At 49.6% G+C, this 14,452-nt stretch carries 16 protein-coding genes; 4 read left to right on the top strand and 12 right to left on the bottom strand.

The features are described from left to right. Window positions 1–145: 145 nt before the first annotated feature. From L9P87_RS12970 to L9P87_RS12960, 3 genes are read right to left on the bottom strand one after another with little or no spacing between them, the layout of a single operon-like run. Window positions 146–1,450, bottom strand: a complete 1,305-nt coding sequence (locus tag L9P87_RS12970; protein ID WP_237445173.1) for a sodium ion-translocating decarboxylase subunit beta — start codon at window positions 1,448–1,450, stop codon at window positions 146–148. Window positions 1,451–1,463: 13 nt separating this feature from the next. Further along, entirely contained in the window at window positions 1,464–3,245 is a 1,782-nt protein-coding gene (gene oadA / locus L9P87_RS12965; RefSeq protein WP_237445172.1) for a sodium-extruding oxaloacetate decarboxylase subunit alpha, read from the bottom strand. 50 nt (window positions 3,246–3,295) lie between these two features. Next, window positions 3,296–3,541 carry an OadG family protein gene (locus L9P87_RS12960; RefSeq protein WP_237445171.1) on the bottom strand — a complete coding sequence of 82 codons (246 nt, stop codon included), beginning with the start codon at window positions 3,539–3,541 and terminating at the stop codon, window positions 3,296–3,298. Window positions 3,542–3,809: 268 nt separating this feature from the next. Here L9P87_RS12960 and L9P87_RS12955 point away from each other — a divergent pair, with 268 nt between their 5' ends. Beyond that, window positions 3,810–4,760: a tRNA dihydrouridine synthase gene (locus L9P87_RS12955; RefSeq protein WP_237445170.1), complete on the top strand. Its 951-nt coding sequence runs from the start codon at window positions 3,810–3,812 to the stop codon at window positions 4,758–4,760. 4 nt (window positions 4,761–4,764) lie between these two features. On the opposite strand, the gene minE is transcribed toward L9P87_RS12955, so the two are convergent. From minE to L9P87_RS12935, 4 genes are all read right to left on the bottom strand, one after another. Beyond that, window positions 4,765–5,022, bottom strand: coding sequence for a cell division topological specificity factor MinE (gene minE, locus L9P87_RS12950; protein ID WP_237445169.1), 258 nt, complete (start codon window positions 5,020–5,022; stop codon window positions 4,765–4,767). Continuing rightward, window positions 5,019–5,834, bottom strand: coding sequence for a septum site-determining protein MinD (gene minD / locus L9P87_RS12945; RefSeq protein WP_237445168.1), 816 nt, complete (start codon window positions 5,832–5,834; stop codon window positions 5,019–5,021). Before minD ends, minE begins: the two co-directional genes overlap by 4 nt. Before the next feature lie 34 nt (window positions 5,835–5,868). After that, on the bottom strand, window positions 5,869–6,585 hold the full coding sequence (gene minC, locus L9P87_RS12940; RefSeq protein ID WP_237445167.1) for a septum site-determining protein MinC: 717 nt from the start codon (window positions 6,583–6,585) through the stop codon (window positions 5,869–5,871). 295 nt (window positions 6,586–6,880) lie between these two features. Next, on the bottom strand, window positions 6,881–7,600 hold the full coding sequence (locus L9P87_RS12935) for a YebC/PmpR family DNA-binding transcriptional regulator (RefSeq protein ID WP_237445166.1): 720 nt from the start codon (window positions 7,598–7,600) through the stop codon (window positions 6,881–6,883). 173 nt (window positions 7,601–7,773) lie between these two features. On the opposite strand from L9P87_RS12935, the gene L9P87_RS12930 reads away from it, so the two are divergent. After that, entirely contained in the window at window positions 7,774–8,313 is a 540-nt protein-coding gene (locus L9P87_RS12930; protein ID WP_237445165.1) for a DUF924 family protein, read from the top strand. An 8-nt stretch (window positions 8,314–8,321) separates the two neighbouring features. Here the strand turns inward: L9P87_RS12930 and L9P87_RS12925 are convergent, their stop codons facing one another. Both L9P87_RS12925 and L9P87_RS12920 read right to left on the bottom strand, forming a co-directional pair. After that, entirely contained in the window at window positions 8,322–9,344 is a 1,023-nt protein-coding gene (locus L9P87_RS12925) for a helix-turn-helix transcriptional regulator (protein WP_237445164.1), read from the bottom strand. A 44-nt stretch (window positions 9,345–9,388) separates the two neighbouring features. Then, window positions 9,389–10,279 (bottom strand): LysR family transcriptional regulator, encoded by an 891-nt coding sequence (locus L9P87_RS12920; RefSeq protein ID WP_237445163.1) that lies wholly within the window; start codon window positions 10,277–10,279, stop codon window positions 9,389–9,391. Window positions 10,280–10,408: 129 nt separating this feature from the next. On the opposite strand from L9P87_RS12920, the gene L9P87_RS12915 reads away from it, so the two are divergent. Together L9P87_RS12915 and L9P87_RS12910 are read left to right on the top strand one after the other, a co-directional pair. Then, complete coding sequence (locus L9P87_RS12915) at window positions 10,409–11,083, top strand: nitroreductase (RefSeq protein WP_237445162.1); 675 nt, start codon at window positions 10,409–10,411, stop codon at window positions 11,081–11,083. Window positions 11,084–11,118: 35 nt separating this feature from the next. Next, window positions 11,119–11,970: a sterol desaturase family protein gene (locus L9P87_RS12910; RefSeq protein WP_237445161.1), complete on the top strand. Its 852-nt coding sequence runs from the start codon at window positions 11,119–11,121 to the stop codon at window positions 11,968–11,970. 161 nt (window positions 11,971–12,131) lie between these two features. On the opposite strand, the gene L9P87_RS12905 is transcribed toward L9P87_RS12910, so the two are convergent. The 3 genes from L9P87_RS12905 to L9P87_RS12895 form a co-directional block, all read right to left on the bottom strand. Further along, window positions 12,132–12,749: a hypothetical protein gene (locus L9P87_RS12905; RefSeq protein ID WP_237445160.1), complete on the bottom strand. Its 618-nt coding sequence runs from the start codon at window positions 12,747–12,749 to the stop codon at window positions 12,132–12,134. 106 nt (window positions 12,750–12,855) lie between these two features. Beyond that, window positions 12,856–13,806, bottom strand: coding sequence for a TRM11 family SAM-dependent methyltransferase (locus L9P87_RS12900; RefSeq protein WP_237445159.1), 951 nt, complete (start codon window positions 13,804–13,806; stop codon window positions 12,856–12,858). 312 nt (window positions 13,807–14,118) lie between these two features. Further along, window positions 14,119–14,325, bottom strand: coding sequence for a cold-shock protein (locus L9P87_RS12895; RefSeq protein WP_237445158.1), 207 nt, complete (start codon window positions 14,323–14,325; stop codon window positions 14,119–14,121). Window positions 14,326–14,452: the final 127 nt, after the last annotated feature.

Here is a 14,452-nt window from a genome sequence, read left to right as displayed (position 1 = left end):
TCAACGGTAACTTAGCCGCTATTGTAGCCCAAGTTTGTTTCGTCGCGATTAAACAACGGTTATAACAGTCTGAAAATACGGATTTTTCCACAAAAAAAAGGCGGGAGGTCAATCACCATCCCGCCTTCCTCTGCGCTGTTAGTAACTAGCCACCAATCAACGAAATCATCACACCTGCCGCCACGGCCGAACCGATAACACCAGCCACATTAGGGCCCATTGCGTGCATCAACAGGAAGTTGTGTGGGTTCGACTCCAAACCGACCTTGTTTGACACTCGCGCTGCCATCGGTACTGCCGACACACCCGCTGAACCAATCAATGGATTGATCTGCTGCGTTGTAATTTTGTTCATTAGTTTAGCCATCAACACACCGGCCGCAGTACCAATGGCAAAGGCCACCATACCCAGCATGAGAATACCGAGCGTGCTGAGGTCGAGAAACTTATCGGCGCTTAATTTTGAACCGACAGACAGCCCCAAGAAAATGGTCACAATGTTGATCAAGGCGTTTTGCGCGGTATCGCTTAAACGGTCGACTACACCACATTCTTTCATCAAATTACCGAAGCAGAACATACCCAGCAGTGGCGCGGCACTAGGCAAGAATAAAGCAACCAGTATGAGCAGAGCAATAGGGAAGCAAATCTTCTCGGCACGACTGATATGGCGCAGCTGAACCATCTCAATTTTGCGCTCGGCCTCGGTGGTCAGCGCCCGCATAATCGGCGGCTGAATCATTGGTACCAGCGCCATATATGAATAGGCAGCAACCGCAATAGCACCCAGTAGATGAGGCGCCAAAATACTAGAGACATAGATCGCTGTAGGGCCATCGGCACCACCAATAATACCAATTGCAGCGGCATCAGAAATGGTGAAATCCATAATACCAAAGTGCGACATCGTCACCGCACCCAGTACGGTGGCGAAGATACCAAACTGTGCAGCAGCACCAAGGAACAGCGTCTTTGGGTTGGCCAGTAGCGGACCAAAGTCCGTCATTGCACCCACGCCCATAAAGATCAATAACGGAGCCACTCCACTGGCAATGGCCACCGAGTAGAAGTTGTACAGCATGCCGTTGCCAAATGTGGCGTCGTTAGCCACCTGAACTGCTGTAGTGTGCACTGCCGCTGAGGCGTTGTGATAGGCAGTCAGAATCGCATGACTATCCCCCCAATCGGCAACACCCAGCGTCGCGGCTAATTGCTGAATGACCTCAGGACCACCCATATTAATGGCGTTTTCTACCGCCGAGTAGGCAAGCCCAGCACCAGGGATGTTGGCCAAAATGCCGCCAAAGCCAATAGGCACGAGCAATAAAGGCTCAAAGCCTTTTTTTATCGCTAAAAACAGCAGCAGCAGACAGACCAGTATCATAAAGAACTGGCCCACAGTGAACTGATAAATACCTGTGCTTAACCACAGGTTTGTTAAGTTATCCATGATACTACCGTTATTATAGTGTGATTAAGGTATCGCCAACGGCGACAGCATCACCTTCTTTCACTGATACAGCCCCAACCAAGCCCGCCCGTGGTGCACGCACCTCAGTTTCCATCTTCATGGCTTCAAGAATGATAATCACGTCACCTTCCTGCACGTGCTCGCCAGCACTGACGTTAACCTTGAAAATGTTACCGGCAAGAGGCGCACAAACAGGCTCAGTACCGCCACCGGCGGGTGCTGCAGCGGCGACAGGAGCGGCAGCAGCAACCGGTGCAATATTCGACACATCGCCACCTTCAGCTACCTGAACAACATACTGTTGGCCACTGACCGTGACGGTATAGACTTCTTCACCACCTGCAGCGACAGGTGCCGCAGCAACAGGCGCCGCATCGGCAATGGTCGGGACCGGTTCAAAGGCGTCAGGGTTATTACGGTTTTCAAGAAACTTCAAACCAATCTGCGGAAACAGTGCATAGGTCAATACATCGTCGATCTCAGCGTCAGCCAAAGTAATCGATTTCTCACCAGCTAACTGCTTGAGCTCAGCGGTTAGTTTGTCGACCTCTGCATCGATTAAATCAGCGGGGCGACAGGTGATGGCTTCAGCACCGTCAAGCACCCGAGCCTGAAGCTCAGCGTTAACGGCAGCAGGCGCCGCGCCGTATTCACCCTTCAGCACACCGGCGGTTTCCTTGGTAATCGACTTGTAGCGTTCACCGGTCAAGACATTTAACACTGCCTGGGTACCGACAATTTGCGAGGTCGGCGTTACCAGCGGCAAGAACCCCAGGTCTTCGCGAACACGGGGGATTTCAGCCAGCACATCATCCAGCTTATCGCCAGCACCCTGCTCTTTCAGCTGACCTTCCATATTCGTCAACATGCCACCAGGCACCTGAGCAACGAGAATACGTGAATCGACGCCACGTAAAGAACCTTCAAACTTGGCGTATTTCTTTCTTACCTCACGGAAGTAAGCGGCGATATCTTCCAGCGCTTCGATATCCAAGCCGGTGTCGCGGTCGGTGCCTTGCAGCATCGACACAACAGATTCTGTCGGCGAGTGGCCATAGGTCATCGACATTGATGAGATGGCGGTATCAACGTTATCGATACCCGCTTCAACAGCCTTGAGAATAGTGGCAGTTGATAGACCAGTGGTCGCATGGGCATGCAACTGAACCATCAAATCGGTCTCAGATTTCAAGCGGCTAACCAATTCAAAAGCATTGTAAGGCGTTAGCAGACCAGCCATATCCTTAATGACAACAGAGTCGACGCCCATATCTTCCTGGCGCTTGGCCAAATCAACCCACATATCAATATTGTGAACCGGGCTGACCGTGTATGACAGCGTGCCCTGAGCATGCTTGCCTTGTTTTTTCACCGCCTTGATGGCTGTTTCTAGGTTACGGGTATCATTCATCGCATCGAAGACGCGGAAGACATCCATACCGTTAACAGCGGCGCGCTCGACGAACTTTTCAACAACATCGTCGGCGTAATGACGGTAGCCCAAAATGTTCTGGCCGCGGAACAACATCTGCTGTGGCGTATTAGGCATCGCCTCTTTCAAAAGACGCAGGCGCTCCCATGGATCTTCACCTAGGTAGCGAATACAGGAGTCGAAGGTTGCACCACCCCATGTCTCCAAAGACCAGAAGCCGATCTTATCGAGCTTCTCGGCAATAGGTAGCATGTCGTCAATACGTAGACGCGTGGCAAATAAGGACTGATGAGCATCACGTAATACAACATCGGTAATGCCTAACGGCTTCTTATCATTCATGGTATTCAACCTTCTAACGAGTAATTTTCAATTCTGACGAACAGGGCAATCTATTTGTGTTTTTTACGGTATTGATGAATAGCCGTTGTGATTGCCGCCGTGAGTTTAGGGTCAACGGCAGGGGCCGCAGTCGGTCTAGCTGACGCAGTCGTCACCAGGGTTTTCTCTGGCGCTACACGCTGCACAATCGCCGACATAATCTTGGTAACAATGACCAGAATGGTCAAGAAGACAAAAACTGACCCCATGCCGAAAAGCATCAGGTCGACGCCCTGCTGTAATACTGTCTGTTGCATTGACTCTCTTTCCTGCCGCTATGCACCATGACTGGCGATAACAGTTATTCCAAGTGGATTATTGCGTCACTGTACAGGCTATTATTGTTGTAATCAAACGGTAAAAAAGCTTGTAAAAAAACTACTAAAACCCGCAGTAATGTAGTTTTGACAGCGCTGTCATTATAATGACGCATTTTACCGCCCACTGTCAATATTTAGGCTATAATGCCGCGCTTATAGCCGATATCGATCTATCGGCCAACCATTGCAGGCATTAGCAGTACTCATGAACAGTCAAATTATGTTGGCGCCGATGGACGGCGTACTCGATCACACCATGCGAGACCTGCTATCAAGCCTGGGTGGCATCGATCGCTGCGTGACCGAATTTGCCCGTGTCACCCAGACCCCGCTGAACAACAAGCGGCTCAACACCATCTACCCTGAAATTCATCGTGGCGGCCATACGGCCGGCGGTATCCCCGTCTATTTACAGTTACTCGGTAGCGACCCGCAATTAATGGCCCAAAGCGCCGCTCTCGCCGCCGACAGAGGCGCCGCTGGTATCGATATCAACTTTGGCTGCCCGGCTAAATCAGTGTGCAACCACCGCGGCGGCTCCATCTTATTAGAAGAACCGGCACTGGTTGAGCAAATTGTTGCCCGTACCCGCCAAGCGGTGGATGACGCAGTCCCTGTGACGGTTAAAATTCGCCTAGGCTTTAATGACAGTGATAATTTCAACGACAATATTCAGGCCATTATCAACGGCGGCGCCAATGAACTCTGTATCCATGCTCGCACCCGCAAGCAGGCCTACCAGCCCCCGGCACACTGGCATATGATCAACGCCGGCGACTGGCCGATTAATATTATCGCCAATGGCGAGGTCTGGAACTACCAAGATTACCTGCAGTGCCGTAAACAAACCGGCAGCCGCGATATCATGCTAGGCAGGGGCGTCATTGCCTGCCCCGACCTGCCGATGATGATCAAAGCCCAACGACTCGGGCTCGACTACCAACCGATGCAATGGCAACAGATATTACCGCTGCTAATCAGGCTCCAGCAAATCAATATTGAAGCCTACCCCAGCAAGCATGCCGGCAACCGCACCAAACAGTGGTTGATGTATATGCAGGAGCAATACAGTGAGGCGGCAGCAACCTTCGAGGCGGTCAAGCGGATGAATGATTCTGCAGAGATTCTCCGCCTGCTACAACAACAGCTGAATTAACGGACTAGTCGGCACGCCCAGGCAGTGTCACATTCAGTTCCAACACCGAACAACCATCACTTTGATCGACTTTAACGTCGATGTCCTGCTGGTCAACCTCGGCATATTTCCGTATCACAGCCAGCAACTCCTGCTGCAACTGCGGCAGGTAACTCGGCTGATGCCGACGACTGCGCTCATGGGCAACAATGATCTGTAACCGCTCCTTGGCAATAGTGGCACTGTCTTTCTTGTGACTGACAAAGTAGTCGATGAGGCTCACGCTGTTCTCCCTAACAAACGGTTTAAAATTCCTTTTTTCTCGACCGTGATAAAGCGATGAGCCACTTCCTCACCCAATAAGCGTCCAACAGCGTCTTGGTAGGCCAAGCCAGCACGACTATCTTGATCATGAATAACTGGCACTCCCTGATTGCTGGCTTTCAAAACGGATTCCGATTCGGGAATCACACCCAGCAGGTTAGTGGCCAGTATGCCCTCCACATCATCGATTGCCAGCATATCACCTCTGGCAACGCGCTCTGGATTATAGCGGGTAATCAACAGCAGTTCATCGACCCGCTTACCCTGCTCGGCCCGGCGTGATTTACTCTGCAAAATACCGAGGATACGATCAGAATCACGCACCGAAGAAACCTCGGGGTTGGCAACAACAATAGCTATATCGGCAAAATATAGCGCCATAAAGGCGCCGTGCTCAATACCAGCCGGGGAGTCACAAATAATATATTCAAAGCCGTCATCGACCAGCTCGGCTAAGATCCGCTCCACCCCCTCTTTCGTCAAGGCATCCTTGTCGCGGGTTTGCGAGGCTGGCAGAATAAATAAATTTTCGCAGCGCTTATCCTTAATCAGCGCCTGATGCAACGTCGACTCTTGATTGATTACATTGACAAAATCATACACCACACGACGCTCACAATTCATCACCAAATCGAGATTACGCAGGCCGATATCAAAATCAATCACCACCGTTTTTTTGCCACTAAGTGCCAGGCCGCTACTGATTGCAGCGCTGGTTGTCGTCTTACCGACACCGCCTTTACCCGAGGTTACTACAATAATCTTAGCCATACCGAAACCCTTAAAAAATTAATATCTAACCGTATTACATCGGTTGTATCGTCAGCGCCTGCTGTTGTTGCTGAATATGAACTGCATGCTGCCAGTATTCCTTACTCAACTCATCATAGAGAATGAAAGTACCGGCAATCGACACCAGCTCAGCCTCCAGACTTTGGCAGAATACCCTGGCGCTTTTAGCCCCCTTCACCCCAGCCAAGGCACGGCCACGCAAAGCACCATAAATATGAATATTGCCATCGGCCAAGACCTCGGCGCCGGCAGAGACGGAACCCACAACAATTAAATCTCCACCCTGGGCATACACCTGCTGACCAGAGCGAACAGGCTGTTCGATAACCGTGTCCTTGCGTGATGGGGTGCTATTATTTTTGTGAGCTTCGGGCAGGCTGGGCAGCGCACTTTTTGTCGAACGTCTCGGCGACAAAATAGCCACACGAAGATTCTGCGCCTGCTGCTGCAACTCAATATTGTTACTACGGACAGCTATTGGTAACAAACCATACTGCCGACACAGCATCAGCGCCGTATCGAGAGGAAAATTGGGGCAATCGGGCCGTGCATCAATGATGATCGGCGTCTGCTGAAAAAAACCTGGGGCCTTCGCCACAGTCTCTATCAACGTTTTTTCAAAGGCAACGGCCTCAAAAAATGTTAACTCCAGATGAGTAATCGCTTGCTGACCACTTTTTAAACGAAAACAACGACGACTACTTTTACTGTTAATACTGGTCGAGATCATAAAAACCCTACTTTTATAACGGCAAATTAACATCGCAAAGGAATCCACGAACACTTTATAACGACTTAAATCAACCTCGGCAAGTTACCATTTATACGCCTTTATAGTTTCACGAAAAGCATCACAAAAATGAAATAAACTCGTTATAAACGGCTTAAATATTTTACAAATATAACTAACAAAACTAGTTAGCTTCTATGATGTAAGGGGATGAATCAAAGTACCTTAACAAGAAATTCAAGCAAAAAAAAAGGCCGGCATATGCCGGCCTTTCTAACCTTCTAATTGGTGATACTTATTCAAATTCGGCGTTGTGGAAAACGTTTTGCACGTCCTCCAAATCTTCCAGCATGTCAACGAAGCGGTCGAATATAGCAACATCTTCACCTGTCACAGGGGCGGTATTCTGCGGCACAAATTGAATTTCATCGACATCGAATTCGATCTCACCAAAGGCATCAAGCAGTGCCTGTTTGGCCTTAAAATAGTCTGTATTAGGTGCGAAAACCGTAATTTTACCGTCTTCATTTTCGATATCGTTGACATCAACATCAGCCATCATCAACGCCTCGAGTGCCGCCTCTTCATCATCACCGCTGAATGCCAAAATAGCGCTGTGATCGAACATATGGCTGACACTGCCCTGACCGCCCAGTTTGCTCTTACACTTGGTAAAACACTGTCGAACATCACCAAAGGTACGGTTAGGGTTGTCGGTTAAGCAATCGACAATCACCATGCAGCCACCGGGGCCAAAGCCCTCATAGCGAGCCGTCGCGAAGTCTTCGCCACCGCCACCTTTGGCCTTGTCTATCGCCTTGTCGATAACATGGCTGGGAACCTGATCCTTCTTGGCGCGATCAATCAAACTGCGGAGCGTCAGATTACCTTCGGGCTCGACGCCGCCAGCCTTGGCGCAGACGTATATCTCTCGACCATATTTACTGTAAACCCGCGCCTTGGCGTCTGAGGTTTTGGCCATCGATTCTTTACGGTTCTGATACGCTCTGCCCATTATCCATTCCTATCAATATGATCAAAACAATGATTTTAACGCCATTCTACGGCGGAGTGAACCTTTTCACCCAAGACAAGCCCTGCTTTCTCCCTCTAGCAATCAATTAACCGCCGAATATTGCCCAATTGTGCTAATTTAGAGGCAAAGTGGTCAAACAGCAGAGGCAGAGTATGCATTATCAGCAGGTATTACAGTTTTGGTTCGAGCAGCTCACTCCCAAGCAGTGGTGGCTGAAGGATGAAGACATGGACAGCCTTATCTGCAACCGCTTTGGCGACCTACACAGCCAGGCGCATCAATGTGAGCTATTCGACTGGCGACAATCAGCCAAGGGGCGATTGGCCGAGGTGATTGTGCTCGATCAGTTCTCACGCAATATGTTTCGTGACACCCCGCAATCCTTTGCCAGCGACAATCTTGCCCTTGTCCTGGCGCAGGAGGCCATTGCCATCGGCGCCGACAAAAAGCTTTCACCCGTAGAGCGCACCTTCTTATACATGCCTTTTATGCACAGCGAATCGAAAGCCATACACCAGATAGCCGAGAAACTATTCAAGGCCAATGGCAACGAGGATAACTACCGCTTCGAGTTGAGGCATAAAGAAATCATCGACCAATTCGGCCGCTACCCTCATCGCAACATGATTCTAGGGCGGCAATCCAACGAACAAGAACTCGAATTTCTAAGCCAGCCGGGCTCCAGCTTCTAATTCGAAAATCAGCTTTGAGCGCCATGTTGACGATACTCTCGTGGGCTCATGCCTGTCAGTTTTTTAAACGCCCGAGAAAAGTGCCCTGGCGTTGAATAGCCTAACAACTGTGCTATATCAGTAAAGCTGTCGCCACTGCTCAGCACCAGCGACGCCATCCTCTGCTTCAGCAGACCATCGACAAAGGCGTTATAACTAGTGCCTTGCGCCAACAACCGACGCTGCAGAGTTCTGCTACTGACCCCCAACAACACCGCCGCCTTATTAATCGGCATTCGCCCGTAATCAATATAAGGCTTTAATAGTACGGCTATATTCGCCGTCGATAAATCCTCTCCCTGTAACGCACTGTCATCGCTAAAACCCGTTTGATGATTGAGAAACACCAAGTTTTGAACAGTTAAATCCTTGGCAATAACAATCTTTGTCTGCGAGTGCTGGCAATAAATTTTGCAACGCCGCCCCAGCAACGCCTTAAAATCATCACTGACGGCATCCGACTGCATAAACACCTCTGTCGGCTGCCAGTCAGTCCCCGTTAGCATTCTGATCATTTCGATCATGAACGACAGGGCCAACTGCTCGGGGAAGAGCGTACTTTTACTATCGAGATAGACCTTCTTTTGTACCAATTGGTAGTGATGCTCGGTCTGCGCAAGCGCCACCCTGTCGGAATATGACATCGAGCGCGCAAACCCCATCAACACATTGAGCGACTCGGAGAAGCTTCCCGGCAGCTGGTCGACAACGGTCGGACAAAACGTTTGTGCCAGGAAATCCTGGGATATGCGGAATAGAATTTGACTGCCCTGATCTTCCACCAGTGCATTAATCAACTGGTGCCACGACTCCTCTGTGATTACCCGATGATTATCAATCGCCTCCAGCGGAAACTCGCAACGCTCTGCCAACGAGTAGACATCGATGCCCAAAGCCTGTAAATGATTGACTACTATCGAGATTAACCCAGTGTAGGCAACCTGAACCTGTCGCGGCATGATGCTGACCCAAAATTTATACAGAGATTGCATTTAACGCCATCGGCCCCGTCTTTTCAATCCGGCCAAAGGCGCTATTAACGGTTGAATTTAGTCTTTAAATATTCAATAAACACCGACAGCTTCGCCGGCATCTGACGACGGTCGGGGTAGACCATCGAAATAGGATAGCTATTAATATGGTAGCCCGGTAACACCACCTCCAGCTCCCCCTTGGCCAACTGCTGCTCGACTGCAAAATCCGGTAACATGGTGATACCACCACCATTGATTGCCGCCTCACGCAGCGCGATGGCATTATTACTGCTGATCTTGCTGTTAATCTTGCTCTCATAATAACTGCCGTTTTTTTGCAACACGACCTGTTCAAAGGGCGCAGTGTCCTCCTGTTGCCAGCGCAGGTATTGATGACTCTCTAAATCAGCAGGTGCCAGCGGCCGCCCAAAGCGATTGAGATAACTTGGCGAGGCACAGATCAATACTTTTACCGTACACAGGTGCTGGGCAATCATTGTCGAATCAGCCATCTCACCCATGCGCAGCGACATATCGAAACCCTCTCCAATCAAGTCACTCTGCAGTTCAGTGAGGTGAAGATTTACCGTCACGTCGGGGTAGCGCAGTAAAAATTCCGGCATCATTGCCGCCAAGGTGGCATTGCCAAACATCGGTGAGGCACCAATTTTCAGCACCCCTGTCGGCGCCTGTTGTACCGCAGCCACCTCGTGCTCGACAGCGTCCAACTCATGCTGGATGGCTAAACAGCGCTGATAAATACCCTGGCCAGCCTCGGTAATGCCGATTTTACGGGTTGTCCGTTGCAACAGCTTCACACCCAGATGCTGCTCCAGGGCGCTGATTTTTTTGCTCACCGATGATTTAGTTACACCCAATAATTGGGCCGCTGCAGAGAAGCTGCCAGCCTCGACCACCTTGGCAAAAATCATTAATTCATTGAGCTTATTCATCTTCACCTCCTCAATTCACCTTCTTTATTGTTTCCCAATGGGAAACTCAGTTGTTAATTTTAAGATATTTAAATTAATACAGAAACAATTATTATACTGCCTACACCCCGCAAATTTCGAGAGAGATAAATGTCAGCCATTACCGTCAGCCAAGCCCTTCAACACCGCCAATCAGCTCGCGACTTTCAACAGCGACCAGTCGATAAATCGGTGATCAAAGAGATTATCGAATTAGCCGGGCTGTCAGCATCGGGCAGTAATATTCAGCCGTGGCATCTCTATGTATTAACCGGTGACGCACTTGAGCAGGCGCTGGCCTCTGTTGGCGAGCAAATCATGTCTGGCGGTGGCGATACCGCAGAATTCCCCCCCTACCCCGCCAAGCTGGAAGCCGACTACTTGGACAATCGCAACCAGTGTGCCAATAAAATGTATCAGGCACTGGATATCAGCCGCGAGGACAAGGGCAAGCGCATCGAGCAGGTGATGAAGAATTTTAATTTCTTCGGTGCCCCCGTCGGTGTTTTTATTACCATGGATCGCTGCATGGGCGACGCCCAGTGTCTGGACATCGGCATACTGATGCAGAGCCTGATGCTGCTGGCCGAAGAGCGCGGCCTCAGCACCTGCCCACAGGTGAGCTGGACCGCCTGGCCAAATATGGTGCGCAGGGCACTGGACATCAACCGCGATGAAAAACTGATGGCTGGCATCGCCCTGGGCTACGCCACCGAGCACCCCGTTAACCAATTACAGCAATCGCGCGATGCCATTGAGAAGATTGCCTCGTTGCGCGGCTTTTAACAAAAATATAAATTTTCAATTCTGAGGTTAAATTGATGGAAAACAATGTTGCAGATGTACAGGCACAACTTGGCACTGTAGTGTTCAGTGTGTTTTTTATTATCTATGCGCTGGAGTTTTTTGGCGGCAGGATTAAAACATTCAAACGCCCCGGTCGCGACGCCTTATTCTCCGTCGCCGGCTTGATCGGCCAGCCCATTGTCTCGGGCAGTATTCTAGGCGGAGTGATTGGCTACGGCTTTGCCACACTGCTGCCCAGCAAAAGCATGAGCCTGGCCGACACCCCTGTGTGGCTGGCCTTTCTCTGCCTGTTTGTCACCAAGGAATTTTTGCATTATTGGATCCACCGCGCCGCCCACGAATGGCGCTGGCTGTGGAAGCTACACCGCACCCATCACAGTGGCCAGGATATGAGCGTCGGACTCATGTATCGCTACAACTTCTTTTGGATGTTCTTGCTACCCCAGCCTTGGCTCGGCGCCTTCAGTATGTATACCGGCCTGTATGAGGGCTATGCGCTGGCGGTATTAGCCTCCTACCTGACCAATGTATTAACCCATACATCGTACCGCTGGGACTTATATTTACGCGCCAAACTGCCGTTTACAGAACCGGCCTGGCAGGTATTAGAGCGCTACATCACACTGCCAGACACTCACCATGCTCATCACGCCTATGGCAAGGGCGCTCACCCTAACGGTAATTATGCAGTCACTCTATTTGTCTTTGACCGCTGGTTTGGTACCGCCAAAATACCTAACCGACGTCAACAGCAATTCGGCTTACCGATCTCACCGAGACTACACTGGGCCGAGGAATTATTTTGGCCGCTGGTAAAGAAACCACTGCTGCCCAAGCCGGCCAAGGCAAACCCAACCGAAGGCTAAGGTTGCCTATCGCGCTTTGTCTGCAACCATGCTGCAGTGCTAATCTCTCCTCCGCTAGTGTGGACGGCAGACTCAAGTATTGTTGACAGAATTATTCCTAGCAGCCAGTGTCGTACGGCTGTTTTTTCCTGAGTACCTGAGATCTTTGTCATGCCCAACCCTTATGCTTCTGTTGCCCCCGAAGCAATCACAGTGTGATCTAAGACGCTCATTACCCTATTGGCTCGAAGCTTGGAATCGCCTTTCAGCGCCACGGAAAACACGTCAATTTGATCGTGATTGACTACTGCGATCACCGCGCCAAACCAACCCTTTAATAACATCTCATCGGAGAGAGCACCCTGGCTATCCCACTTGTGTATTTCCGTCCCCCCACGCTTGGCAAAATACGAGCTGGGATCGGCCAGATTTCCACTGGCGCGGGAGGCGTGTACCGCATGAATATAACCCATGGGGCCACGGTAAAGATAAAACACACACCCAGAAAAGCTATCGGAATACACTAAACGCGAGGCACCAACACTGCCGGTGGTAGCATAATTGTCTTCATAGACAATATTAATAGCATTGGCCTGAAGGTCACTCTCTTCGACACCCGTCATGGTAATTGCATTATTATCAAAAGTCGCCCGCGCCATTCGGTATTGATCAAAAACTCCGAGGGGGCTGGGCATCTTAGGCACAGCGCTACAAAAGACAGGATTCAAGTTATTATTGTTAAATTTTACAACACCGCCGCTGGTCAAAATTTGCTGAACGGTTCTGACATTAATACTCATTATGCTGCTCCATCAATATATTGAGACAGGCAGAATGGTACAGCGGAATTTTTAATTTTTCACAACATATAAAAACCGCAGCAACTACTGCGGCGTCTAGTGCTTATCAGTACAGTTTTCTTAAAATCACCACATCACGCACGATAGACTCGCTCATACGGTGTTCGGCACTGAAATCTAAGGCGGAAAAACCTTCACTCTCAAACACGCCAATGAGTTTTTCCCGTCTGGGGAGATAGCGATTAAACGACAATACAATCACGCCATTGATTTTTAAACTCTTGCTCCAGGCCTCAACACAATCCTTTAGCACTGAAATCGGGTCGCGGGTTTTGTCGGTGGTAAAGTGTTGAACACCATAGGGAAGATCACTGACCAATAAATCAAATTTCTCATTTTTCAACAGCGTATTTGCCTCGGTGCTGTCGCCATTAATCATTCGCATTGAACTGTCTGCAGCGTCAAAATCAATAAATTTTCCCTTGTCGTGCTTATTGGCCTTGCCGATAAAACCCTCTTTAAAACTGTGCTTTTGGCGCTGAACCTTGCACCATTTTTTGATATTCATCCGTACATCGGCTATCGCCTTGACGTCCTGCTCTATGCCCTTGGCCTTGATACCATAACGCATTGCCCAAAGCAGCGTGGTCGCCCTGCCGCACATAGGATCGAGTAGCTTAAGCTCGGAAACATTGCGGTAATCAATACTCTTGAGCCCGACATTGATCAGCATTTGAGTCAATAATTCGTTGGTCTTGCCCTTGAATTTTGAACCGAAAACAAAGTTCTCATGCAGCGAAAACTCACTTTCTGCGCTAAGGGGCAGCAACTTATCGCCATCCTGCTCGAAGATGCCGTAAATGAATGACAGCCGAGCTAATTGCTGCAGCGAGACATCGCAGCTGGCCACGGCTAAAAAATCCATCTCGCCCATGCGTCGATGCTCAACCTCTTGACCACCGATCAGCCAACACAGCTCTGCCTTGGCAACATCGATATAATCATTAAAATAAGCTGACTTGGCCTGAGGAGAAATCAACAGCAGTAGGTTCTTCAATGTATTAGCCTTTTACAGAACAAAGGGGAAACCTGTCATCACGGGCTGGCAACAGGGATCGATAATCGCGCGATTATACCACTGACCATCCGGCGCTAGATAGCCTATTAGCCCAGCACCATGTTGAGAGCATTAGCAATCAGAACCATGTCACCAATCAGCGTCAGCGCCACTAAAACCTTAGCCATTTGCCAGGTTCCATCCATAAGGCAAAAAAAAACCAACAGAGCTATTTGCCTTGCTGGTCTATTAACTAATCACTTAGCTCACACAACCGCCGTCCGGCAGCCCTGCTTTTTCGACACCACTAAATTACAGTGGTACGACCTTATTTGCGCACGGACCCTTCTGACCCTGGCCAACTTCAAACTCTACCGCCTGACCGTCATTGAGTGTGGCATAACCGCCGCCGCTTTGGATCTCAGAATGATGAACAAAGAGGTCTTTGCCGCCATCTTCTGGAGTAATAAAGCCAAAACCTTTATCGGCATTAAACCACTTAACTGTACCTTTGCTCATTTTTTTCTCCTAGTTAATCGATAGTTACCTAGCTGATTATACGCACGCTCGGCTGATTTTGTGAAATTTAAGCCAAAAAAAAAGGTAAGCTTAAAGAAGCTTACCTTTTTTGATGACATGGTAGCAG

The sequence above is a fragment of the Sinobacterium norvegicum genome (genome assembly GCF_923077115.1).
GTDB lineage: Bacteria > Pseudomonadota > Gammaproteobacteria > Pseudomonadales > Sinobacteriaceae > Sinobacterium > Sinobacterium norvegicum.
This window is presented reverse-complemented; position numbering and strand designations above follow the sequence as displayed.

What these genes read in the sequence shown, in the direction of transcription:
- L9P87_RS12915 (WP_237445162.1), top strand. Translation starts at nt 10,409, where the DNA reads ATGTCAGCCATTACCGTCAGCCAAGCCCTTCAACACCGCCAATCAGCT.
- L9P87_RS12925 (WP_237445164.1), bottom strand. Translation starts at nt 9,344, where the DNA reads ATGCAATCTCTGTATAAATTTTGGGTCAGCATCATGCCGCGACAGGTT.
- oadA (WP_237445172.1), bottom strand. Translation starts at nt 3,245, where the DNA reads ATGAATGATAAGAAGCCGTTAGGCATTACCGATGTTGTATTACGTGAT.
- L9P87_RS12895 (WP_237445158.1), bottom strand. Translation starts at nt 14,325, where the DNA reads ATGAGCAAAGGTACAGTTAAGTGGTTTAATGCCGATAAAGGTTTTGGC.
- minD (WP_237445168.1), bottom strand. Translation starts at nt 5,834, where the DNA reads ATGGCTAAGATTATTGTAGTAACCTCGGGTAAAGGCGGTGTCGGTAAG.
- L9P87_RS12960 (WP_237445171.1), bottom strand. Translation starts at nt 3,541, where the DNA reads ATGCAACAGACAGTATTACAGCAGGGCGTCGACCTGATGCTTTTCGGC.
- L9P87_RS12920 (WP_237445163.1), bottom strand. Translation starts at nt 10,279, where the DNA reads ATGAATAAGCTCAATGAATTAATGATTTTTGCCAAGGTGGTCGAGGCT.
- L9P87_RS12930 (WP_237445165.1), top strand. Translation starts at nt 7,774, where the DNA reads ATGCATTATCAGCAGGTATTACAGTTTTGGTTCGAGCAGCTCACTCCC.
- L9P87_RS12935 (WP_237445166.1), bottom strand. Translation starts at nt 7,600, where the DNA reads ATGGGCAGAGCGTATCAGAACCGTAAAGAATCGATGGCCAAAACCTCA.
- L9P87_RS12955 (WP_237445170.1), top strand. Translation starts at nt 3,810, where the DNA reads ATGAACAGTCAAATTATGTTGGCGCCGATGGACGGCGTACTCGATCAC.
- minC (WP_237445167.1), bottom strand. Translation starts at nt 6,585, where the DNA reads ATGATCTCGACCAGTATTAACAGTAAAAGTAGTCGTCGTTGTTTTCGT.
- L9P87_RS12905 (WP_237445160.1), bottom strand. Translation starts at nt 12,749, where the DNA reads ATGAGTATTAATGTCAGAACCGTTCAGCAAATTTTGACCAGCGGCGGT.
- L9P87_RS12970 (WP_237445173.1), bottom strand. Translation starts at nt 1,450, where the DNA reads ATGGATAACTTAACAAACCTGTGGTTAAGCACAGGTATTTATCAGTTC.
- L9P87_RS12910 (WP_237445161.1), top strand. Translation starts at nt 11,119, where the DNA reads ATGGAAAACAATGTTGCAGATGTACAGGCACAACTTGGCACTGTAGTG.